The organism is Rickettsia endosymbiont of Gonocerus acuteangulatus (assembly GCF_964026435.1).
GTDB lineage: Bacteria > Pseudomonadota > Alphaproteobacteria > Rickettsiales > Rickettsiaceae > Rickettsia.
Genome location: NZ_OZ032147.1, coordinates 773,385 through 796,619, shown reverse-complemented (window position 1 = coordinate 796,619; position 23,235 = coordinate 773,385). Strand labels below are relative to the sequence as shown.

Below are 23,235 nucleotides of genomic sequence, written 5' to 3'. Positions count from 1 at the left end.
TATATGAAGATCAACTTGAAAAAGAGCAAGAAGTCTGTAGACCGAGGAACGGAGCGTATAAGTAATACGTGAAAGGCTACAAAGACGACGTAGCCAATTTTTCAAGTTCATCGAATATGTACCAAATCTTGAAGTATCAAAGGTATACTCCTGTAGAACCGAAGCCACCACTACCTCTTGCAGTCTCTTCAAGAGTTTCGCTTTCTTTCCATGATATACGCTCATATTTTGATATTACCATTTGAGCAATTCTCATACCTTTTTCTATAACAAAATCATCTTTGCCTAAATTAATAAGAATAACTTTTATCTCACCACGATAATCAGCATCAATAGTACCAGGGGAATTAGCAACTGTAATGCCATTTTTGGCGGCAAGACCCGAACGTGGTCTTATTTGTGCTTCGAATAATTCCGGTAGTGCAATAGCTATACCGGTTGGAATTAGCTGTATCTCACCTGCTTTTATAGTTATAGGTTGCTCGTTTGCTGCTGTTAAATCCATACCAGCACTATGATCCGTAGCGTATTCTGGCAATTTGCCAAAAAAATTATCTAATTTCTTAATTTTAACTTGTGTTATAGTCATGTTACTTTATATCAAATTTATCGTTAATAATCTTATTTTCAATTGCATTAATTAAGGAATCAGCAAAATTATCAGTTAGTATTTTACTTGCCATACCAAGCTTCTTTTTAATCCATGGCTGTTTAGCACAAAGATACTGAAATTTAATATTATCACCAAATTTAGCTTTCATAGTACTATACATATCGCCCAGGTCATCAATTAAACCATAATCAAGAGCCGTTCGTCCTGCCCAGAATTCACCATTAAATAAAATATCGTCTTGTTGAGTTAATTTACCGACTCTTCTTGTTTTTACATAATCAACAAAATGTTCATAAACTTGCTTTTGTAGATCTTTAATAATTTTTACATCCTCTTTATTAATAGGTTTGAAAGGATCTAAAACTGATTTATTTTTCCCTTCTGTATAGACTCTTCTTTCTATTCCAAGCTTATTAATTGCTTCATGAAAGCCAAAGCCACTTGAGACTACACCGATACTACCTATAATCGAGCTATGCAAAGCATATATTTGATCACCAGCACAAGCTAGCCAATAGCCGCCCGATGCTGCCATATCTTCTATAAAGCTATAAATTTTGATTTTGTGTTCTTTAGCAAGCGTGCGAATACGTTTTGCAATAAGTTCCGATTGTACAGGCGATCCACCTGGGGAGTTGATAATAAGGCACAAAGCTTTTAGCTTTTTTATTTTAAAAGCTTTTTCTATTAGCTCGTTTAATGATTCTAAAGTAAGCCCTGACTGCACAGTACTAACTTTACCTATAACGCCGTTTAAACGTAAAACGGCAACTACTTCTTTAGAATTACCAAAGATCGAAGCAAATAATTGCTCTAATTTACTTATCTGAGGTTTAGCTATTATTGGTTCAAACTCTGCATTCGCAATAGTTGATTTATTTACTTCGTTCATTATCTTGCTCATTGTTATCTTTTGATGCTTCTTCAGCAGGTGCTTCTAAAGGATTTATTAGGTCTTTTACTGTTCCTTTTTTTATAGGCTGCAAAGGTTTTGCTGGTTTATTCAAAGATTGCCCATTATAGCTATTTTTAGGTTCTGGATAATTTCCTGGTATAGCAGATAAAATAGTTTCCCTAATTTTTTCATCATACCAATTAGTATTACCAATAAAACTAGTTACTATTTTACCATTTGGATCTATTAATATGCTTGTAGGTAAACTAATTACTCCTAAAGCCTTAAATAGCTGATTTCTATAATCTTGATAAATCGGTAAATATCTTATCTGGTAACTTTTATAATACTCCATAATAACTTTTACGTCTTGATAATCTTCTGAAACCGGAATCACTGAGAAAGGCAGCTTCCTAAAATCTTTCTGTAATGTATCAAGATCGGGCATCTCTTTTACACAATTAGCACTCCAAGTAGCCCAAAATACTAATAATATAGTTTTTCCCTCGAACTGATCAAGAGAATATTGATTTTTTTCTTCATCAAAAAAAATTATATCATCAGGAACATTAGAGCCATTCTTAGGATTTGCATAAATTTTAGAAGTAAAAAATATTATTAATAATAAAAATACTGTAATGGTCAAAAAATATTTATTATAATTACTTAAACCCATAAAATAATTTATTATTGTAATGAAAAAATTTGGTTTCGTTGTACTTTTACTTCTATGCACTATGTTATGTAGCTGCGGCATAAAAAAAACTTTAGAACCACCGACTGATGACAATGACGTCATTGCGAGGAAATTACAAAGTAATTGACGAAGCAATCTCAGGAATTTAGTATTGTTTCATGAGATTGCCACACCCCTTACAGTTGCGTAGCTCATGACAGATATCAATATCTTTTAAGAGTCGTACCCTGTAATACTAAGTCAAAACAAAATGATTTCAGATGTTGTTGAGGCTCAACCAAAGCGGGTTTAATCTCACCACATTCATTACTACATATATTTTTATTAGATAGATCTAAACGTGTTTCTAATGTTTTAAGATCTGGATGTTCTACTCTTATATTGACACTTTTTAAATTACCAGCAGATTTATAAGGTAACATGCTGACAAAGTAATATTCCCCTTTATTATTAGTAGTAGCAATACCGCTACCAGTAAAACTAAAATCTTTTTTACCGGTAAATCTTCTTTTATCAACACGTGTTTTTAAAGGTTCATAAGGATATTTACCACCACTACCTGCTTGCCATAAATAAACTTTAGCATCTGCAACTGGTACACAATTCTGATCCAGTACTATTCCTTTAATTATGATTTTTTCACCATAAAATCTAGATATCTGCCCTGTCTTACGTAATAAATTATTGGTAGGCTCAAAAACTTTTGGTTCATAATCATTAAATATATTTCTTGTAATTTTACAACGATTAAGCTTATTAGGATAGCCCTTGGAAGCAGCAAATATATTTAATGTCCAAAAACATAAAAAACAAAATATAAATTTTTTCACTTTTCACCACTTTATTTTTTGTTATTTTTTGTCATTGCGAGGAGAGGCAACGCATTGACGCGGCAATCTTAGGAATTTTATATTTCTTTCATGAGATTGCTTCGTCGCTACGCTCCTCGCAATGACGACTCCCGATCTATACTATAATCAAATTAAAACAATTATTCATATTAATCAAATTATTTTTACAAAACTTACGCTATGAGTAAAAAAGTGATAAATTATTGTAAAAATAATTAAACATGTCAAAGAAGATAAAGTTGCAAGCAATACCAATTAATAGGACAGATTATTGTCAATTTTTAATAGTTAGCCAAAAGAATTATAGTTTAACCTACTACGCTGAACATGCAAAGAAATGTAGTCATGATGTTATTAATAGATTTTTAAGGAATGAAAAATATACACCTTCTTTGTTATGGGAACACATCAAGAATGATGTTATTTTTTCATCTAATGGATATACAATATTTGATGATACGGTTTTAAATAAAAGGAATACGAAGCAAATAGAAATTGCAAGATCGCAGTACAGTGGAGCTACAGGTAGAGTTACTAAAGGTATAGGAGTAGTGAGTCTGGTATATTATAACCCTGATATTAATAAGTTTTGGGTAATAGATTATCGAATTTTTGCACCTGATCATGATGGAGCAACAAAACTAGAACACCTATTAAACATGTTAAATAATGCTGTTTATAGCAAGAAGATTCCTTTTCAAACAGTACTTTTTGACACATGGTATTCTACACACAAAATTATGCAACATGTTGACTCTCTGGGGAAATATTATTATGCCCCTATTAAAGCCAATAGAAACGTTAGTAAAACACACGATTCTAAACCTTATAAAGCTGTAAAAGAGTTGACATTTTCAGATGAAGAGATCAGACATGGAGTAGAGATTCATATAAAAGGCTTTGCTAAAAATAAGCATGTTAATTTGTTTAAATTTACTGTTTCTACCAACAGAGTTGAGTATGTTGTTACCAATAACAAAACTCACAAATCTTCTAAAGCTGCACAAGATGAGTGTGGCTTTCGATGGGTAATTGAGAGCATGCACAGAGAAATTAAGCAACTTACTGGGATAGAACGTTGTCAATGCAGGAAACAGCATATTCAACGTAATCATATTAGTTGTGCATTTTTAGTTTGGGCATTTCTCAAAAGGACTGCAAATACAATCGGTAAAACGGTTTACCAAATAAAGTTAGGGCTTTTAGATGACTATATGCAACAACAGCTGCGTTCTCCATCTTTACGATATTTAGAACCAAACATAGCGTAAGTTTTGATAATCTAACAACATAGGGTTCTTTTCTATTTTTAATAACTCTTGCTGATACATCCTGTTTTCATATTTTTCCTGAGCAACACAAGGCATATACTTATCTTTTACCTTATTTCTTTTTAGCTCCATACTAATAGTGCTTTTAGACCTCGTAAGATGTTGTGCTATCTTATTAATACTGACTCCTAGGTCATACATTCTTTTTATCTCATATCTCTCTTCTCGAGATAAGTGTCTATATTTTCTGTTCATCATTACCTATTTAAAATCTTATTATTTTAAATAGGTTCTGTTCTACTTACTTATAGTATTTTCACCCTATGTTGTTAGATTATATTAAAAATGCTATGATTCGCAAGAAATGGTCTCGCCGGATGCTATAGCCGGAAAGTTAAAACTAGACAAAAATACAGCTTTGTGTATCAGTACAGAAAGTATATATAGATTTGTTTACACTTCTGCAGTAGCAGCTAAATTAAAGTTATATAGCTATTTACCTTCTAAAAGATATAAAAGGCAAGAAAGAGGAAAGAGGCGTCAAAGGATCATTATACCACAAAGGATCTCAATACATCAGCGTGATGCAATAGCTACGAAAAAGGTAGAAGTAGGGAATTTTGAGGCAGATCTTACATTTCATAAAGGTAATCAAAGTATGAATATTGGTGCACTGATGGATAATAAAGAGTCAAAAGATTATTTTAGTGCTGAATAACTCCAAGAGAGCTACAACAGTTACCAATGGTTTTTTAAGAAAGATAAAAACTCTTCCAAATAGTGTGAGAAAGACTATTACTATGGATAATGGCAAAGAGTTTGTGGGGCATGTTGCCTATAGACTATCTGGGTTTCAAACTTTCTTTTGTGATCCATACCGCCCTAGACAAAAAGCATTAGTGGAAAAAATGAATTCTATGATTCATAGAATTTTACCTAAAAATACAGATATTACTACCGTTACACAAAGAGGTCTTGACAATGTGGCTCTGTCCAAATAAGTGTGGGAATTTCTCAAAGGTTATATAAAAATATAATATAACAAAAGGAGAAATTATATGAGCCAAAAACAAAATGAAGCAATGAATCAAGCGATAGATTTATTAATAAATAATGATACAGATATATCAACATTACTTAAAGAGGATGGTTTATTAAAGCAATTAACCAAACGGCTTGTAGAGAAGGCATTGCAGTCAGAGATGAATAATCACTTAGGATATGATAAATATTGTCATACTGATAGTGATAATGTTCGTAATGGTAAGAATGTAAAGAATCTAGTAACAAATAATGGAGTTATAGAGATTGAGGTTCCAAGGGATAGAAGTAGTACATTTGAACCTGCATTAATTCCAAAGCGTCAAAGACGTATTGAAGGATTTGATGATAAAATAATATCGTTATACGCTAAAGGAATGAGCTTATCTGATATTAAGATTCAAATGCAAGAATTGTATGGAGCTGACGTTAGCGAAAGTTTGATAAGTCAAATTACTGATGATGTAATTGAGGATGTCAAGATATGGCAAAGCCGACCATTGGATCGAGTATATGCTATAGTATTTTTTGACTGTTTAGTAGTAAAAGTACGTCAAGATAAACGAATTATCAATAAGTCTGTATATGTAGCATTAGGTATTGATTTATCTGGCAGGAAGGATATTTTAGGATTGTGGATCAGTGAAAATGAAGGAGCAAAATTTTGGCTTGGTAATTTTACTGAGATGAAGAACAGAGGTATGCAAGACATGCTTATTGCTTGCAGTGATAATTTAACCGGTATGTCTGAGGCGATAGAGGCAGTTTTTCCGAAAACCGAACATCAATTATGTATTGTACATCAGATTAGAAATAGTTTAAAATATGTATCATATAAAGACCGAAAAGAATTAGCGGCTGATTTAAAGCCTATTTATACTGCTAGCACAGAGGAAGAAGCACATCTTGCTTTAGAATCTTTTGAAGCTAAATGGAGTAAACAGTATCCACAAATTGCTAAATCTTGGTATGTTCATTGGGAAAATTTAATGGTTTTTCTAGGATACCCTGGGGCGATAAGGAAAGTAATATACACAACGAATAGTGTAGAATCTGTCAATAGCCAATTACGTAAGGTTACCAAGAATAAACGGGTTTTTCCAAATGATAATGCCGTTTTTAAGACCTTATATTTGGCAATTGATTATATGACCAAGAAATGGGCTATGCCGATTCCAAACTGGAACGCAGCTATGGCTCACTTTTTGATAAAATTTGAAGGTAGAATTTAAGCCCTATGAAAAATTTACACACTTAATTAGAAAGACTCGACAATGTTGCTGAGATTTTAAATAACATGCCAAGAAAGATTTTTGGTTATAAAACCCCCAATGAAATTTGGGCAGAAAATTTATAGGTTTTGTTCTACTTAGTCCTTGCATTTTCCGCGGTAATGGCGGAAGTTCAAATAGCGGAATAAGTCGTTCTAATGCTAATGATGGATTTAATGCTGCTAAAGATAATGCTAACATGGGTAATCAAGAAATCAATAAGAGAATGGAAGCTGTTAAAAATGCAGACGGTACTAGCCCTGATGCGGAAGAAGCTGATTCACGTAAACGTGGTGCAGCAGTCGGAGGTGGTGATTGTGATGATTATAATACCGGTAATGTTTACGGTGTATGGATATGTCCATATTACGGAAAAGCAGTGCAGAAAGCTCTAAGAGACGGATTTAGTGGTTATACAGCTAAATCTGAGGGTGGATCAGTCGGTGTTGATACTGTTATAAATGATAATATAGTCCTTGGTGCTGCTTATACTAGAATCGATACAAAGTTACGTTATAAAGATTCAAAATCTGGTAATGTTACAAAAGTCGAAACTAATATGGGTTCTGTATACGGATTATACAATTTTGCAGATAATCTATTTATAGAGGGTATAACCACCTATTCACGTAGTAGAATTAAGACTAATGAGTTCGTGGTACTGTAGATGGTACTGAGAATGCGTATGGTAAATACAACTCAACTTCTTATAGTGCTCAAGTAGTTGGTGGTTATAATTACTTATGGAAAGATAGTTCTCTTGCACCAATGGTAGGTCTAAGATTCACTAGAATTAAAGATTCCGGATATCAAGAGCAGGGTACTACTTTCCAAAACTTAACTATTAAGAAGCGTCAATATAATAAAGTTGAGGGAATACTTGGAGATGAAATTAAGACGACATTCTATAAGGATGACTTCATAATTAGACCCAAGCCCATGCGTTTATTAATTACGACTTTAGTGGTAAAACACCAGCAATCGTTGCAGAGCTTAATGGTATTAACGAGCCATTACCAGTACAAACCCCTAAAGCTACTAAAATGTTATATGATCTAGGAGCAGGTGTAGTAGTTAAGAAAGGTAATATAGAGTACGGAGTACATTATGGTCTTAACTTTGCTAAAAAATACCATGCACAAAGTGGTACTTTAAGACTTAAACTAAACTTCTAAAAAACTAACCTAAAATAGGTAAAAATGTTGTTCTGTGTCATTCCCGCTTAAGGCTTGCCTGCGTGGATCATTTTCCCCTGTCATCCCGTGATTTATTCACGGGTTCCAGTTAAAAATACTAATAAAATTAGTATTTTTTATTATTTTCTGGATCTAGTTCCCAAGCCATGGGATGACAAATAAGCCACGCACGCAAGGCTTTCACTCTACCAGTTTCCCCTGCACATAAAAATCATAAGCGGTTTGGTAAAAGCTAATAGCTTCCTCGGTAAGGTTAATAGAGTTTGGTATCTCTTCTTTTTCTTCTCCTAATAATATATAGGTTTTTGGCTGTAGTTTAGGGCTTAAAATTACTAGCTTATCGTCTTTTAAAAAGCCTAGTAACTGATAAGTGCTAATAAAAGCTCTATTTGCTGGATTATTTATTATATCCTGCCCCCATAATTTGCTTTTATATTCAAAGCCAAGCAAACCGAAAATCGTTGGGGCTATATCTATTTGACTTGCTAGATTATCTATTTTTTTTGGTTTCAATATTTGTGGTGCATAGATAATTAGTGGTATATGATATTTCTCTACAGGTAGCTCCGTTTTACCGGCACTTGAAGCACAATGATCGGCAGTAATAACAAAGATAGTATCGTTAAACCATTCTTTAGTTTTAGCAGTTTCTAAGAACTTATTTATCGCATAATCGGTATATTTAACTGCTGCATTACGTCCACCACCTGATGGTAAATCAATCCTATTATCAGGGAAAGTATAAGGTCGGTGGTTTGAGGTAGTCATAATTAACGAGAAAAACGGCTTACCATCTTTATAATCTGTATCAGCTTGCTCTATTACCTTGTTTAAGATATCCTCGTCTGCTACCCCCCATATATTTGCAAAGCTTATCTCGTGAGATGCTAAATTGCCACGGTCTATTATATTGTAGTGATTACCGCCGAAATAATTACGTAAATTATCAAAATAGCTATAACCACCAAAGATAAAATTAGTGTTATATCCTTGATTCCTAAACACAGTGCCGATATTAAATAAATTCTGGTTATCAGGTCTACGCACTATTGACGAGCCTGGAGTTGGAGGAATTGATAAAGTTATAGCTTCAAGTCCCCGCACTGTCCTTGTACCGGTAGCATAAATATTAGTGAAGAACATACTTTTATTTGTTAATTCATCCAAGTAAGGTGTGATATTATCACTATTGCCAAAGCTTTGCATGAATTTGGCACTTAAACTTTCTACTGTAATAAAGATTACATTATATTTTTGCTTATTCAGATTTTTAGAGGTAATAATACGCTCGATAGAGTGATCATTTATGAATTTGTCACTATTATTTTGTAAACTATCACGTACTATGTTTAAAGCTTGATTATTATCAATAGTAGGATAAAAACTATTATAGTTTAGACTGTTATTAAGATAAGCCGAAAAAATCTCATAAGGACCGTTTTTAGCAAGCTCTTCTGCATATTTATTAGAATGGAAATTTAGCTTTTCAGGGCTATAAAATTTAAAGGCAATAAAACTAATTGCAGCTAGAATAATTGCTGAAGCTAAACAGCATTTTCTATTTATATTATATGCTGCATCAATAACAGCTTTTCGCAAGATATAGGTAGTAATAGCACTAACTATTAGAATTCCACTAATAATCTCTATATAAGGCATAGATTCTTTAACTGTGCCGATAATTTCATGAGTATATACTAGATAATCAACGGCAATAAAATTAAAGCGAGTCCCAAACTCATCCCAAAAAGTAAGTTCAGCTGCTGTAATAAAGATTAGTGAGGAAATAAAACCACAGTAAAATAAATAACAAAGCGGTGTGTAGACTAGCCTAAACCTTGATAATGCTAAGTTTCCCAGCAATATTAAAACTAACATTTCAGGTAAAAAATAAGCCGCAGAAATAAAATCGTTAATTAATCCGAAAATGAATATTAACGGCAATTCTATAAACGAAACTTGTTTATAGAATAACGCATAAGCACATAAAGCTATTCTAGTGATTGTTTGAAATATTAAGTAAGTCTTAGCAGTTAGGGGTTTCATTGATTTTGTTTTAAATTGTTGATTCTATAATTTTTATATGTCATTCCAAACTTTACCTCTCCGGTAATAATATCTCTCTCTTACCTGTATGATTCGGTGCGGAGACTATTCCTTCCTTTTCCATTTTCTCAACTAAATTGGCAGCTTTGTTATAACCGATTCTAAGCGATCTTTGAATATAGCTAATGGAAGATTTACGCTCATCACGTACTATCTGCACAGCTTTTTTGTAAAGTACTTCATCTGATGTGCCATCGCCGATATCAATACTATTATCATCTTCATCAGGCTGCTCTGTTACAGCGGATATATATTCTGGTGTGCCTGTTTCTTTTAGGTATTCCGTAATTTGCTCAATCTCAGATTCGTTAACGAAAGGTCCATGTACCCTAGTAATTTTAGAGGTATTGCCCATAAATAGCATATCACCCATACCAAGTAACTGCTCTGAACCCTGTTCGCCTAAGATAGTTCGGCTATCGATTTTAGAGGTAACCTTAAAGCTGATACGGCTTGGGAAGTTAGCCTTGATCACACCGGTAATAACGTCTACCGATGGTCTTTGCGTTGCCATAATAATATGAATACCGGCTGCTCTTGCCATTTGAGCAAGCCGCTGTATTAACATCTCAATATCCTTACCAGCAACCAGCATTAAATCAGCCATCTCATCAACAATCACCACTATAAACGGCAGCTTTTCCATATTCATTGCCACAGTTTCATAGATAGGTCTACCTGTTTCAGGGTCAAAGCCTGTTTGAATTGATTTCTCAATTATTCTTCCCTCTTTAACTGCTTCTTGAATCTTAGCATTATAGCCAGCAATATTCTTAACACCGATATTACTCATCATTCTATAGCGGTTTTCCATTTCTTTAACTGCCCATTTTAGTGCCACCACTGCTTTAGCCGGTTCAGTTACAACGGGCGTTAATAAATGTGGTATTCCGTCATAAGCCGATAACTCAAGCATTTTCGGATCAATCATGATAAAGCGACATTCTTCAGGAGTATAGCGATATAACAGAGAGACGATCATAGCGTTAATTCCCACCGATTTACCTGAGCCGGTCGTCCCTGCGACAAGCAAGTGCGGCATTTTGGCAAGATCGGCAATAAGCGGTTTACCTGCTAAATCTTTACCTAAAACTAAAGGCAATAAAGTAGATGTATCTTGATATTCCGGCGTTTCTATTAACTCTTTTAAGCAAAAGAATTCTCGCTGCTTATTAGGTAGCTCAATACCAAGCACATTTTTACCAGGTACTACTGCTATCCTTGTCGATAAGGCTGAGAGTGAACGAGCTATATCGTCAGATAACCCTACTACTCTTGAGGTTTTAGTGCCTGCTGCCGGTTCAAACTCATATAAAGTTACTACTGGACCTTGGCTTATATTAATTATTTGTCCTTTCACACCAAAATCATTTAGTACAGTCAACAGCTCTTCGGCTTTTTGTTTAAGCTCTGACGATGAAACACCTTTTATATGATGACTTTCAGGGTTACGAAGTAAAGAAATTGGAGGCAATGCTGCTGTTTCATTTTGAGAGATTTTAGGAGCAGCAGGTTTATTAAAGAATTTTATAGGATTTACAGGGGCTGGTTTAGTAACAATAGACTTTGGCTCTTCTGTAAATCTTATTTTTTCGCTTACCGGCTTTGTATAAGAAGGGGTAATCTTTATTTTATTATCTGCTTTACCGGAAAATAATTTTGGCAAAGTTAATTGTGAAAATAGATTATAGAAAAAAGTTTGTATTTGATATGCTAAAAATTTACTTAACTTAATAACAAAGCTACTTAAAGAAGTAAATTTAATTTCAAATAAAACAACAAATATAATAAATGTAAAGAATACTAATAATAAATGAAGCTGATTTGTAAATTGTTTAAGATAATCGAAAATAATTATACCAGCTGCTCCGCCACCATTAGAGGGTACAAAATCCAGATCAAAATTAGATAGTAAAGCTGCGGTACTGAAAAGAGCAAGTAGCATTACCGATATACGGATAAAGGATTTACGATATTTCTGTTGCCAGCAATTCTTCCCCCAAATAAAACAAGAAAGCGGTATTATAAAAGCTGCTACCCCAAAAAATTGATATAAAAAATCAGATAGGTAAGAACCAAAAATCCCTAATAAATTATTAGTATATCCAGTTGTTACCGAATTAAAAGACGGGTCATCAAGCTTATATGATACAAGCATAGAAATAGTAGCAAGACCGATTATTCCTAAAATAACAGCTTGTACTTTACTATTTGAAAGAAATTTGTTTACGTAGTATAGCATTAGTTATTGATAAAAATTTACTATAACATACTATTTTGAAGTAAATTAAACAAGAAAATTTACACCTTGGAAAAAAATGTTATACTAGGGACAATTACAATCGTCATTGCGAAGAGAACCGTAGCTCTTATGTCATTCCCGCGTAGGCGGGAATCCAGAAAAAAGTACAAATACAATAAATTTTTAAAATTAAAAGCGTAGGTTATCTTGCTTTATGCTGGATTCCCGCCTCCGCGGGAATGACAATGATATCCATTAGAGTAAAAAAATGTTACATGTAATATCTGTAAAATATATTGATGATTATTATTTACAATTGTCTTTTGATGATGGTACTAGAGGAAATACAACTTATATAAGCATTTGGTTGGTTCAGTATTTGAACCTCTTAAGGACAAAAATTTATTTGCTAGAGTAACCCTTGATGAAGAATTGCAGACCATTGTTTGGTCTAACGGAGCAGATTTTGCTCCTGAATTCTTAAAAGCCCACTTAGGTTCTGTGCACTTTTAATAGAATGATCATAATTATGGCTCTTTTTAGCTGCAAATTATAAGATTTTTTTTGAAATAGGAACAACTATTACTGCAAAAATCTTATTAATTTTCGCTTAAAAATATCTCTTAATTATAATCATTAATCAAAAGTGCACAGAACCTAGATAATATAAGCTAAATAGAATTTACACCTTTTAAAAAACTATGTTATAATATAGTTCTATAGAGAACACATAGTATAACATGACCATAAAAATTCATTCCGAGAAAGATTTTGAGAAAATGTGGGCAGCTGGCAGGCTTGCGGCTGAAACACTTGATTTTATAGAACCGCATGTAAAGCCAGGCGTTACCACAAATAGTTTAAATGATCTTTGTCATAATTTTATTATTTCGAATAATGCCATTCCTGCCCCTTTAAATTATAAAGGTTTTCCAAAATCTATTTGCACCTCGATAAATCATGTAGTTTGTCACGGCATTCCAAACGATAAACCATTACGAAATGGTGATATAATAAATATTGATGTTACAGTAATTTTAGATGGTTGGTATGGTGACACTAGCCGTATGTATTATGTTGGCGATGTAGCAATAAAGCCAAAACGCCTTATTCAGGTGACTTATGATGCGATGATGAAAGGAATCGAGGTAGTAAAGCCAGGGGCAAGGCTCGGTGATATAGGTCATGCTATTCAAAGCTATGCTGAGAAGCATAATTATTCTGTGGTTAGAGATTATACTGGTCATGGGATCGGTCGTGTTTTTCATGATGAACCATCAATATTAAATTATGGTCGCAGCGGAACAGGACTTGTTCTAGAAGAAGGTATGTTTTTTACTGTTGAGCCTATGGTAAATGCCGGCGGATATAATACTATATTAAGCAGCCTTGATGGTTGGACAGTTACCACGCGTGATAAGTCTTTATCGGCACAATTTGAGCATACTATAGGTGTTACTAAAGACGGCTTTGAAATATTTACATTATCCCCTAAAAAATTAGATTATCCTCCCTATGTTAAACTATAAGCTAATGGAATTCTTTGACGACGAACCTGAGATAGTTCCCGAGATAGCTATAAAAGAAGAGGTAACGCCTCATTATATAGGTCATCGTAAAAGGGTAAAAGAGCGATTTGTGGCTTCAGGAGCGGCAAATTTTTCCGACTATGAGTTATTGGAACTAATGTTATTTTCGTCTATTCCTCGTAAAGATGTAAAGCCTCTAGCCAAAAAATTACTGGAAAATTTTAGCAGTATTACTGATTTGATCAATATTGATAAAGAAAGATTGCTTAGTATTAGTGGTACTAATGAGAATCTATATATCAATTTTGCTATAGTACGTGAATTAATAAATAGAGCATTAAAACAAAAAATAATAAATAAAAATATTAATTTGTAGTAGTTGACATTTGATCTTAGTGTGCCACGAAGTGTAGATAAACTAGCTGTTGAAAGAACAGTCTTAGAAGTGTTGACCTAGCACGCTAAGTATCGAGCCTTGGGCAGAAATTGGCAACAATTATGCTAAGCGTAGGCAGAGATATTGCAGGCCGTAGTGATTGAGCCACGTTAAAAATGTTATATGAGATCGCAGACTTTGTTAAGATAAAGGAATGCAATATTATCTATATCGTAAATTAGGCAGATATAGGTTTAGGTTTCCGGGGTCGGAGAGCATGGCATGTAATAAAAGTTTATCTATAAACGTGGGATATCCTATATTCTCTTCCATTTTTTTTGAAGTATCAGCCGACAAGAGTAAAACCCAAGGGAGCTGAGAGGGGATATAGGAAGTCGGATGGATCATAGTAGTGTTGAAGCAGAGGAGAGTTTGTGGAGCGAAGGATCCTAGGTAAAATCGATCTTTTTAGGGAAATGTTATGGTAACAACAGAATATCAAATAAATGCAGAAACGAAACTAAAAAGAATAGCATGGTTATCCTCACAGGATAAGGGCAAGAGATTTAACAATCTCATGCATTTATTTAATGAAGAAGCACTTACCAAATGTTACCAAGAGCTTGATGTAAATAAAGCGGTGGGAACAGATGGTATGGACAAATCGAACTATAGCTTAAACCTTACAGAAAATATTAGAGAATTGGTTAAGAAACTAAAGAACATGGTATATAAACCAGGGAATATACTAGAGGTAAAGATACCAAAGGAAGGAAGCCCGGGTAAGTATAGGACTTTTGGGATTAGCAATTTTGAAGATAAGCTTTGCCAAAAGATGATGAAGAAGGTACTTGAAAATATCTATGAGCCATTATTCCTTAAGTGTTCCTACGGTTTCAGGGCAGGGATTGGATGTCATGATGCAGTAAGGGAGCTTTCTAAACATCTTTTTGAAAATGAGGTTGAGAGCATAATAGACTTAGACTTAGCGAACTTTTTTGGTACATTGGATAGGAAGATATTGATCGAAATATTACGGGAGAAGGTTCAGGATGAGAGGCTAATTAGGTATTTAATCCGCAAAACTTACGCTATGAGTAAAAAAGTGATAAATTATTGTAAAAATAATTAAACATGTCAAAGAGGATAAAGTTGCAAGCAATACCAATTAATAGGACAGATTATTGTCAATTTTTAATAGTTAGCCAAAAGAATTATAGTTTAACCTACTACGCTGAACATGCAAAGAAATGTAGTCATGATGTTATTAATAGATTTTTAAGGAATGAAAAATATACACCTTCTTTGTTATAGGAACACATCAAGAATGATGTTATTTTTTCATCTAATGGATATACAATATTTGATGATACGGTTTTAAATAAAAGGAATACGAAGCAAATAGAAATTGCAAGATCGCAGTACAGTGGAGCTACAGGTAGAGTTACTAAAGGTATAGGAGTAGTGAGTCTGGTATATTATAACCCTGATATTAATAAGTTTTGGGTAATAGATTATCGAATTTTTGCACCTGATCATGATGGAGCAACAAAACTAGAACACCTATTAAACATGTTAAATAATGCTGTTTATAGCAAGAAGATTCCTTTTCAAACAGTACTTTTGACACATGGTATTCTACACACAAAATTATGCAACATGTTGACTCTCTGGGGAAATATTATTATGCCCCTATTAAAGCCAATAGAAACGTTAGTAAAACACACGATTCTAAACCTTATAAAGCTGTAAAAGAGTTGACATTTTCAGATGAAGAGATCAGGCATGGAGTAGAGATTCATATAAAAGGCTTTGCTAAAAATAAGCATGTTAATTTGTTTAAATTTACTGTTTCTACCAACAGAGTTGAGTATGTTGTTACCAATAACAAAACTCACAAATCTTCTAAAGCTGCACAAGATGAGTATGGCTTTCGATGGGTAATTGAGAGCATGCACAGAGAAATTAAGCAACTTACTGGGATAGAACGTTGTCAATGCAGGAAACAGCGTATTCAACGTAATCATATTAGTTGTGCATTTTTAGTTTGGGCATTTCTCAAAAGGACTGCAAATACAATCGGTAAAACGGTTTACTAAATAAAGTTAGGGCTTTTAGATGACTATATGCAACAACAGCTGCGTTCTCCATCTTTACGATATTTAGAACCAAACATAGCGTAAGTTTTGTCCGTATGTTTAAGGCGGGAGTTTTATCTGATGGAGAGTTAACTATCCTGGAAGAAGGGGTAATTGCAGGAAGTATTGTAAGCCCCATACTTGCGAATATATTTGCTCATTATGTACTAGATGAATGGATTAAAAAAGTAGTGACCCAACATTGCAGGGGTACGGTAGAATTATTTCGCTACTGTGACGATGCAGTAATATGCTGTAGATATGGAGAGGATGCAAAGAAGATTAAAGCAGTTCTTGGGAAACGACTTGAAAAGTACAAACTTAAACTTAATGAAGAAAAGACCAAATTGGTCAGATTTTCAAAGAACCAGTTGTCTCAAGGCATAAAACAGGAGCCCTTTGATTTTCTAGGATTTACCTTTTATCTGGGAAAGTCTAGGGATGGTAGAATAATACCTAAGTTAAAGAGCAGTGGAAAAAGAATAAGCACCAAGTTAAAGAAAGTTAATGATTGGTGTAAAGGCATTAGAAACAAATACAAACTACCTATCATATGGACAACCTTTTGCAGTAAGCTTAGAGGACATATCCAATATTATGGAGTGTCGCACAATTGCAATGCCGTAAATGGTTTTATATGGAAGGCGGTTAAAATAATGTTCAAATGGCTAAATAGACGCAGTCAGAAGAAATCATTTAACTGGGAACAATTTAGACTTTTTATTACACGCCATCCTTTGCCAAAGGTAAAAGTATATCATGTCATGTTAAGTGGGCATACCGTGTAAATGATGGTATCTTGAGCCCATTGCCTTAATAGGGCACGATGCGGTTCTAATGAGGGGCGTAATTCTAATGAGGGGCGTAATAGGTGACTATTACATCTACTCCACCATTTAATTAAAATAATGTATTAAAAAATACAGATAAAAAATAGGAGGTCACAATGCACTTAAATCAAAAAATAATAAAGCCAAAATTAGGTTTACTTGAATTAGCTAAGAGCCTTGGTAGCATATCATCAGCATGTAAAGCAATGGGATATAGTAGAGATAGTTATTACAGATTTAAGAACTGTATGAAACTGGTGGCGAAGAAGCATTATATGAGATTAGCCGTAAGAAGCCAATAATAGCCAATAGAGTTGATCCAGCGATAGAGAAGGCAGTAATGGATATGGCAATAGAATATCCAGCATACGGTCAGCTAAGAGTATCAAATGAGCTTAAAAAGACTGGTGTACTTGTATCACCTGGAGGAGTGAGATCAATTTGGTTACGTAATGATTTAAACAATATCAGTAAAAGGCTTAAAGCATTAGAAGCAAAAATGGCTCAAGATGGTATTGTACTTACTGAGGCACAATTACAAGTGCTAGAGAAGTGTCGTAATGAAAAAGAAGCACATGGAGAAATTGAGACACAGCATCCGGGGTATCTAGGATGCCAAGATACATATTATGTAGGCAACTTTAAGGGTATAGGTAAGGTTTATTCTCAGGTATTTATTGATAGCTACAGCAGAGTAGCTGATGTTAAACTATATACTGATAAAACAGCTTTAACTGCTGCTGATATGCTGAATGACCGCGTGTTACCATGGTACGAGACCCAAGGGGGGATACCAATAATTCGTATTCTTACAGATCGTGGGTCAGAATATAAGGGGAATATAGAGCATCATGCTTTTGAATTATTTCTAAGTATCGAAGGTATAGAGCATACTACTACTAAAGCATATTCTTCACAAACAAACGGCATGTGTGAGCGTTTTAATAAAACTATGAAACAAGAATTCTTTGATACAGCAATGCGGAAAAAGATTTATACAGATCTTGATGACCTACAATTAGATCTTGATATCTGGCTAGAGTATTTCAATAATGAAAGACCTCATTCTGGTAAATATTGTTATGGAAAAACTCCTATGCAAACTTTTAAGGATAGTAAGAAATTAGCTGTTGAAAAGAATAATGAAATCTTGTATCTTGATTATATCAAAACTTACGCTATGTTTGATATAATGTCCATGAATTAAGGGATATTATGAAGTGCTTCACTATAAAACATTGCTGTGTAATAAGAGTTTTTAGCATATTTGCTATAACATAGCGTAAGTTTTGATATATCTGACAGTCAAAACTTAACTGACAATCAGGTGCAAAATTTATAGTGTCTGTAAGATCAAATCTTGACTTCTACAGTTTATTGCCTCATGGGGTTCTTTGATCGATTATTTAAAAGTTAATATGGGTAATATGCGACTTGAACAATTTCGGGTATTATTTTTGAACAAAAAAAATATTTTGATTGCTGATGAAGTTTAAAGTCAAGGAACTATTGATCAGGCTGCTGTATACCCACGAGAAATAATTAAAAGAGCATTGTTTAATGATGCGAGTAATATTATACTTGTTCACAATCATCCAAGTGGTAGCCCTGATCCTTCAAAAGCCGATATTGATATGACAAATATAATAGTAGATATAAAACAATAAATATTATAGTGCATGATCATGTAATTATCAGTAATAATAAATATTTTAGCTTTAAATCTAACATGTTACTATGAATATAAATAGCTATATTGTATTATTTATTTTTTCTTTTATAGCAACTACTATATTAACATGTATATTAACCAAATATCTTGCGGCATTCGGTTTAGTTGATGTGCCTAGTAGTCGTCGCTCTCATGATAAGGTAACTCCTCGTGGCGGTGGTCTTGCTATTGTAATTGTTGTAATGATTGCTTTAAGCGGTTTTGAATATATAACAAGCGGTTTGCTTACTAACTCGGCAAAAATATTACCGCCATTATTTGTAATTGCGACAGTCTCTTTTTTAGATGATTTAAAACCTGTGCCGGTAATAATTCGGTTGATAACTCATTTAATTTGTTCTGCTTTTGCTATCTATCTTTTTATCTCTCTGGATTTTGCTGCTAATATTAATGTACCGATATATCTTATTTTTATTGCATTAATTATAGCTTTAAGTGGCTTCGTTAATATATATAATTTTATGGATGGTATAGACGGCATGAGTTGTATAGAGTCTATTCACCTATCAAGTACTATACTTATATTATGTCTACTACAATTTCAGGTACTTGCTAATCCATATTTTATATTTAACATGAATATTGTTATACTTGGTTGTTCTGTTGGATTTTTAATATTTAATTGGCATCCGGCAAAAATATTCTTAGGGGATGTAGGTAGTATTAGCCTTGGTTTTTTACTTGGTCTTTGTTTGTTAATGCTTGCTACTACAAATATTAACTTATTTGTAGCTTGTTTTATCGCTAGCTTGTATTACTTAACTGATGCGGTACTAACTATATTTATTAGGTTAGTAAATAAAGAAAAAATTTGGCAACCTCACTTAAAGCATTTTTTCCAAAAAGCTGTCAAAAAAGGCAAATCTCATAAGCGGGTAGTATCGATTATAGCGATTTGTAATGTATTCTTGATGATGTTATCAGTACTATCATTATACTCACCTATAATATCTGTAATGCTTGCTTTAGGAGTAATTACTGTCACTGTCCAAAGTCTATTAAGATGAAGCTAATTAAAGATAATGTTCATAAAATAGTTAGGCATATATTTGCAAGGCAGCATCCTTTGCTCCCTGAAATTATGTTTAATTGGAGTAAAATAGTCGGATTTAAATTTAGCGATAAGGTATTACCTTTAAAAATAATTGCTGATACTAATAAAAAGCAAAAGATTAATACGCTGTTTATACAAGCAGAAGATCATGCAACAGCTTTAGAAATATCTTTTTACCAAGAAATTATACTAGAACGCATTGAAGTTTATTTAGGCTTTAAGGCAATACACCAGATGCGAGTGACTGTCTATAAGCAAAAATAGTGGCGTTATGGCATTGACTGTGTGGATCGAAAAGCACCATCGGTGTCATCTAGTCGGTTATAATTAGGTTGCTGCATAGCTCCAATGTCATTCCCGCGTAGGCTTTATTATGTGAATCAAAAAGCGTCCTCGGTGTCATCCCGTGGCTTGCTAACTAGATCCAGTAAAAATAACTAAAAATATCAATATTATTGATATTTTTAACTGGACCCCGTGAATAAATCAATAGTATAGCTTAATGCGATAAGGTAGTGACTTATAGTATGAGTTGGATTATACTAAATGAAAAACTTATGGCAAAGGCATATTCATACGATTTAAGAATACGAGTAATAAAAAGTTTAACAGATGGTAAAACAATAAAAGAGACTTCAGAGATATACTCTATTAGTAGGAAGACTATAATAGAGTGGAAAAAATTAAAGAAACAAACTGGGGATGTCAAAGCAAAAAGTGGTTATCATACAGGACATCGTAGAATAATAAGAGACATAGAGGGATTTAAAAAATTTATAGAATTAAATCTCTTTTGGGTATATTCCCCGCCGCTTGCGGCGTAATATGGCGGAATGAGCAAATATATACATAAAAGTCATAATGTTACGGTACTGCTGTATCACATGGTATTTCCAGCAAAATATCGCCGAGCAGTGTTTGACGTATCAGTTGATCAAGTATTACGAGAAATATGTTTAGAGATAGAAAAGAGATATCAAATAAAATTTTTAGAAATAGGGGTTGATGAAGATCATGTCCATTTTTTGGTACAATCTGTACCAACCTATAGCGTAACAAAAATAGTAACAACAATTAAAAGTGTTACAGCTCGTCAAATATTTAGACAGTGTCCACAGGTAAAGAAACAATTATGGGGTGGAGAATTTTGGACTGATGGATATTTTACGAGTACGGTAGGTAAGCATGGAAATGAGAATATGATAGGAAAATACGTAAAAAACCAAGGCAAGGAATATCAGAAACTGCATGAGGATCATCAGCTAGCTTTCTTCTAAAATACCCCGCTGCTTGCGGCGGGGATTACTTTTATTTTTGATAAAACCACCATGGAGCTAGCTAATAACTGGAGTCAAAAAGTATCTGCAAGTACGATATCAAGATTGCTTAATAAATTAGGTTATAGTTATAAAAAAAACTTTTCTTCATCCCAAAAGGGATATTGGTCTAAGGAATGAGTTTATATTGAAACTAAAAACTATAGATAAACAAGATTTAGTATTTATCGATGAGTCTGGGATAGAAGATAATAGCTGTAGAGAACACGGGTGGAGCATTATCGGTCAAAGATGTTATGGTGAAAAGGTCTATCAACATAAATCACGGATTATAGCATAAATCATTAAGATACTGACAATTTAATAGTATTAAAAACAGCATCATAAAATGTTTCAAAATCTCCTACAACTTTCCTAATTTCATTTTTTATCTTAAACCAGTAATGCTCTATAGGATTTAAATCAGGAGAGTAAGTTGGTAAATACAATATGGTACAACCAACGGATTCAATGAACTCTTTAACTTTAGAATTTTTATGAAAATTAATGTTATCCATAATAACGGTTTGCCCAGGTTGTAATTCTGTAATTAATACATCCCTAATATAAGTTTTAAAGACCTCTGTATTACAATTACCTTCAAATATGTCATTGCTAAAATAAAAGGGACCAGTAAATTGCACGAAAAAGGGACCAGAGAAGTTGGTGTGACCTAATAAGGTTAATGTGCAATATTCACTAGATAATTAAGCAAGTAAATATCTAGTGATACAATGATAAGAATAAATATGTATACAACAATTATCACCCTTTATAAACAAGGCAATAGTCAAAGGAATATTGCCAAACTAACAAGAACAGACCGCAAAACAGTACGAAAAATAATAAACCGCTATGTAGAGGCTGGTACAGAATCCCCAGCAATCTATGAACGATCTTCAGTTTTGGATTTTTGGCACGAAAAAATAATTGAGTTATTAGAAAAAAATCTGAGTTACATAAGAATTTTTGAGGAGTTAAAAAATCAAGGTTATACAAGCAGTTATACTTCTTTGACCCGTTATATCAAAAAATATAAAATTAAGGATAACAGTTGCATTCGTTTTCATACTTTAGCAGGAGAGGAAGCACAAGTAGATTTTGGTGACATAGGCTTACAGTATAATTCTAAAGGGCGTAGAGTTAAAGCATATGTATTTAATATGCGTTTAAGCTATAGTCGCCTTGATTATTATGAAGTAGTGTTTGATCAAAGTTGTCAAACATGGATTCAATGTCATATCAATGCATTTAATTATTTTGCTGGTAGTCCAAAAGTAATAAAACTTGATAATCTTAAAGCTGGAGTAGTAGATGCCAATTTTTATGAGCCAGTATATCAGAAGGAATATAAGTGCTTAGCCGATCATTATGGAATTTTACTTTCTCCTTGTCGAGTGTATCAACCGCAAGAAAAAGGCAAAGTTGAGTCGGGAATAAAATACGTTAAAAATAATTTTTTTGCTGGTCGTAAATTTGATAGATATGAAGAATTAACAAATGGTCTTGCAAATTGGTTAAATAAGGCCAATAGCCGAATACATGGTGAAAATACTATAAGTAAGTAGAACAGAACCTATTTAAAATAATAAGACAAAACTTACGCTATGTTATAGCAAATATGCTAAAAACTTTTATTACACAGCAATGTTTTATAGTGAAGCACTTCATAATATCCCTTAATTCATGGGCATTATATCAAACATAGCGTAAGTTTTGATTTTAAATAGGTAATGATGAACAGAAAATATAGACACTTATCTCGAGAAGAGAGATATGAGATAAAAAGAATGTATGACCTAGGAGTCAGTATTAATAAGATAGCACAACATCTTACGAGGTCTAAAAGCACTATTAGTATGGAGCTAAAAAGAAATAAGGTAAAAGATAAGTATATGCCTTGTATTGCTCAGGAAAAATATGAAAACAGGATGTATCAGCAAGAGTTATTAAAAATAGTGTCATTGCTAAAATAAAAGGGACCAGTAAATTGCACGAAAAAGGGACCAGAGAAGTTGGTGTGACCTAATAAGGTTAATGTGCAATATTCACTAGATAATTAAGCAAGTAAATATCT

At 33.3% G+C, this 23,235-nt stretch carries 26 protein-coding genes and 5 pseudogenes; 23 read left to right on the top strand and 8 right to left on the bottom strand.

Annotated features, from left to right (window positions below; genetic code table 11):
• Positions 1-136: 136 nt before the first annotated feature.
• The 4 genes from dut to AAGD55_RS04830 all read right to left on the bottom strand — a co-directional run bounded on the left by dut (position 137) and on the right by AAGD55_RS04830 (position 3,035).
• Positions 137-589 carry a dUTP diphosphatase gene (gene dut, locus AAGD55_RS04845; RefSeq protein ID WP_341792335.1) on the bottom strand — a complete coding sequence of 151 codons (453 nt, stop codon included), beginning with the start codon at positions 587-589 and terminating at the stop codon, positions 137-139.
• 1 nt (position 590) lies between these two features.
• The gene (locus AAGD55_RS04840; protein ID WP_341792334.1) at positions 591-1,505 is read right to left on the bottom strand and encodes a S49 family peptidase; all 915 of its coding nucleotides are present in this window, start codon (positions 1,503-1,505) and stop codon (positions 591-593) included.
• Complete coding sequence (locus AAGD55_RS04835; RefSeq protein WP_341792518.1) at positions 1,489-2,184, bottom strand: TlpA disulfide reductase family protein; 696 nt, start codon at positions 2,182-2,184, stop codon at positions 1,489-1,491. Before AAGD55_RS04835 ends, AAGD55_RS04840 begins: the two co-directional genes overlap by 17 nt.
• A 224-nt stretch (positions 2,185-2,408) precedes the next feature.
• Positions 2,409-3,035 (bottom strand): dioxygenase, encoded by a 627-nt coding sequence (locus tag AAGD55_RS04830; protein WP_341792333.1) that lies wholly within the window; start codon positions 3,033-3,035, stop codon positions 2,409-2,411.
• Between the two features lie 242 nt (positions 3,036-3,277).
• Between AAGD55_RS04830 and AAGD55_RS04825 the strand changes: the two genes are divergently transcribed.
• Positions 3,278-4,327, top strand: coding sequence for a transposase (locus tag AAGD55_RS04825; RefSeq protein ID WP_341792332.1), 1,050 nt, complete (start codon positions 3,278-3,280; stop codon positions 4,325-4,327).
• On the opposite strand, the gene AAGD55_RS04820 is transcribed toward AAGD55_RS04825, so the two are convergent.
• Positions 4,307-4,585: a helix-turn-helix domain-containing protein gene (locus tag AAGD55_RS04820; RefSeq protein WP_341791355.1), complete on the bottom strand. Its 279-nt coding sequence runs from the start codon at positions 4,583-4,585 to the stop codon at positions 4,307-4,309. The genes AAGD55_RS04825 and AAGD55_RS04820 overlap by 21 nt on opposite strands.
• Positions 4,586-4,691: 106 nt before the next feature.
• Between AAGD55_RS04820 and AAGD55_RS04815 the strand changes: the two genes are divergently transcribed.
• The 5 genes and pseudogenes from AAGD55_RS04815 to AAGD55_RS04795 all read left to right on the top strand — a co-directional run.
• The gene (locus tag AAGD55_RS04815; RefSeq protein WP_341792331.1) at positions 4,692-5,045 is read left to right on the top strand and encodes a hypothetical protein; all 354 of its coding nucleotides are present in this window, start codon (positions 4,692-4,694) and stop codon (positions 5,043-5,045) included.
• Entirely contained in the window at positions 5,035-5,328 is a 294-nt protein-coding gene (locus tag AAGD55_RS04810; protein ID WP_341792330.1) for an IS30 family transposase, read from the top strand. The genes AAGD55_RS04815 and AAGD55_RS04810 overlap by 11 nt, the downstream gene beginning before the upstream one ends.
• 57 nt (positions 5,329-5,385) lie before the next feature.
• The gene (locus AAGD55_RS04805) at positions 5,386-6,600 is read left to right on the top strand and encodes an IS256 family transposase (protein ID WP_341790885.1); all 1,215 of its coding nucleotides are present in this window, start codon (positions 5,386-5,388) and stop codon (positions 6,598-6,600) included.
• 106 nt (positions 6,601-6,706) lie between these two features.
• Positions 6,707-7,306 (top strand): autotransporter outer membrane beta-barrel domain-containing protein, encoded by a 600-nt coding sequence (locus AAGD55_RS04800; protein ID WP_341792329.1) that lies wholly within the window; start codon positions 6,707-6,709, stop codon positions 7,304-7,306.
• Positions 7,307-7,362: 56 nt separating this feature from the next.
• Positions 7,363-7,698 (top strand): annotated as a pseudogene (locus tag AAGD55_RS04795) (autotransporter outer membrane beta-barrel domain-containing protein); the annotation flags it as partial.
• Between the two features lie 317 nt (positions 7,699-8,015).
• Here the strand turns inward: AAGD55_RS04795 and AAGD55_RS04790 are convergent.
• Both AAGD55_RS04790 and AAGD55_RS04785 read right to left on the bottom strand, forming a co-directional pair.
• A complete protein-coding gene (locus tag AAGD55_RS04790; protein WP_341792328.1) occupies positions 8,016-9,881 on the bottom strand; it encodes an LTA synthase family protein in 1,866 nt (621 codons plus the stop codon).
• Between the two features lie 52 nt (positions 9,882-9,933).
• Complete coding sequence (locus tag AAGD55_RS04785; RefSeq protein ID WP_341792327.1) at positions 9,934-12,183, bottom strand: DNA translocase FtsK; 2,250 nt, start codon at positions 12,181-12,183, stop codon at positions 9,934-9,936.
• Between the two features lie 363 nt (positions 12,184-12,546).
• On the opposite strand from AAGD55_RS04785, the gene AAGD55_RS04780 reads away from it, so the two are divergent.
• The 15 genes and pseudogenes from AAGD55_RS04780 to AAGD55_RS04710 all read left to right on the top strand — a co-directional run.
• Positions 12,547-12,696, top strand: a complete 150-nt coding sequence (locus AAGD55_RS04780) for a hypothetical protein (protein WP_341792326.1) — start codon at positions 12,547-12,549, stop codon at positions 12,694-12,696.
• A gap of 227 nt (positions 12,697-12,923) precedes the next feature.
• Positions 12,924-13,712 carry a type I methionyl aminopeptidase gene (map, locus tag AAGD55_RS04775; RefSeq protein ID WP_341792325.1) on the top strand — a complete coding sequence of 263 codons (789 nt, stop codon included), beginning with the start codon at positions 12,924-12,926 and terminating at the stop codon, positions 13,710-13,712.
• Positions 13,699-14,088: a UPF0758 domain-containing protein gene (locus AAGD55_RS04770; protein ID WP_341792324.1), complete on the top strand. Its 390-nt coding sequence runs from the start codon at positions 13,699-13,701 to the stop codon at positions 14,086-14,088. Before map ends, AAGD55_RS04770 begins: the two co-directional genes overlap by 14 nt.
• Positions 14,089-14,569: 481 nt before the next feature.
• On the top strand, positions 14,570-15,220 hold the full coding sequence (locus tag AAGD55_RS04765) for a reverse transcriptase domain-containing protein (RefSeq protein ID WP_341792323.1): 651 nt from the start codon (positions 14,570-14,572) through the stop codon (positions 15,218-15,220).
• A gap of 2 nt (positions 15,221-15,222) precedes the next feature.
• Positions 15,223-15,402: a hypothetical protein gene (locus tag AAGD55_RS04760; protein ID WP_341792054.1), complete on the top strand. Its 180-nt coding sequence runs from the start codon at positions 15,223-15,225 to the stop codon at positions 15,400-15,402.
• Between the two features lie 150 nt (positions 15,403-15,552).
• On the top strand, positions 15,553-15,840 hold the full coding sequence (locus AAGD55_RS04755) for a hypothetical protein (RefSeq protein ID WP_341792322.1): 288 nt from the start codon (positions 15,553-15,555) through the stop codon (positions 15,838-15,840).
• Entirely contained in the window at positions 15,741-16,187 is a 447-nt protein-coding gene (locus AAGD55_RS04750; RefSeq protein ID WP_341792321.1) for a transposase, read from the top strand. Before AAGD55_RS04755 ends, AAGD55_RS04750 begins: the two co-directional genes overlap by 100 nt.
• 95 nt (positions 16,188-16,282) lie before the next feature.
• Complete coding sequence (locus tag AAGD55_RS04745; protein WP_341792320.1) at positions 16,283-17,014, top strand: reverse transcriptase domain-containing protein; 732 nt, start codon at positions 16,283-16,285, stop codon at positions 17,012-17,014.
• A 158-nt stretch (positions 17,015-17,172) separates the two neighbouring features.
• Positions 17,173-18,263: pseudogene (locus AAGD55_RS04740) on the top strand (IS481 family transposase).
• 211 nt (positions 18,264-18,474) lie between these two features.
• Positions 18,475-18,797, top strand: a pseudogene (locus AAGD55_RS04735) (JAB domain-containing protein).
• A complete protein-coding gene (locus AAGD55_RS04730; protein ID WP_341792319.1) occupies positions 18,794-19,795 on the top strand; it encodes a glycosyltransferase family 4 protein in 1,002 nt (333 codons plus the stop codon). Before AAGD55_RS04735 ends, AAGD55_RS04730 begins: the two are co-directional and overlap by 4 nt.
• A complete protein-coding gene (locus tag AAGD55_RS04725; RefSeq protein ID WP_341792318.1) occupies positions 19,792-20,106 on the top strand; it encodes a DUF721 domain-containing protein in 315 nt (104 codons plus the stop codon). Before AAGD55_RS04730 ends, AAGD55_RS04725 begins: the two co-directional genes overlap by 4 nt.
• A 263-nt stretch (positions 20,107-20,369) precedes the next feature.
• Entirely contained in the window at positions 20,370-20,666 is a 297-nt protein-coding gene (locus tag AAGD55_RS04720; RefSeq protein WP_341791446.1) for an IS630 transposase-related protein, read from the top strand.
• Positions 20,667-20,675: 9 nt separating this feature from the next.
• On the top strand, positions 20,676-21,119 hold the full coding sequence (gene tnpA, locus AAGD55_RS04715) for an IS200/IS605 family transposase (protein ID WP_341790826.1): 444 nt from the start codon (positions 20,676-20,678) through the stop codon (positions 21,117-21,119).
• Positions 21,120-21,158: 39 nt separating this feature from the next.
• Positions 21,159-21,450 (top strand): annotated as a pseudogene (locus tag AAGD55_RS04710) (IS630 family transposase); the annotation flags it as partial.
• A gap of 13 nt (positions 21,451-21,463) precedes the next feature.
• Here AAGD55_RS04710 and AAGD55_RS04705 read toward each other — a convergent pair.
• Positions 21,464-21,766 (bottom strand): annotated as a pseudogene (locus AAGD55_RS04705) (transposase); the annotation flags it as partial.
• A 141-nt stretch (positions 21,767-21,907) separates the two neighbouring features.
• Between AAGD55_RS04705 and istA the strand changes: the two are divergent.
• Positions 21,908-22,726: an IS21 family transposase gene (istA, locus tag AAGD55_RS04700; RefSeq protein WP_341792317.1), complete on the top strand. Its 819-nt coding sequence runs from the start codon at positions 21,908-21,910 to the stop codon at positions 22,724-22,726.
• Between the two features lie 165 nt (positions 22,727-22,891).
• Positions 22,892-23,134: a helix-turn-helix domain-containing protein gene (locus tag AAGD55_RS04695; RefSeq protein ID WP_341792316.1), complete on the top strand. Its 243-nt coding sequence runs from the start codon at positions 22,892-22,894 to the stop codon at positions 23,132-23,134.
• Positions 23,135-23,235: the final 101 nt, after the last annotated feature.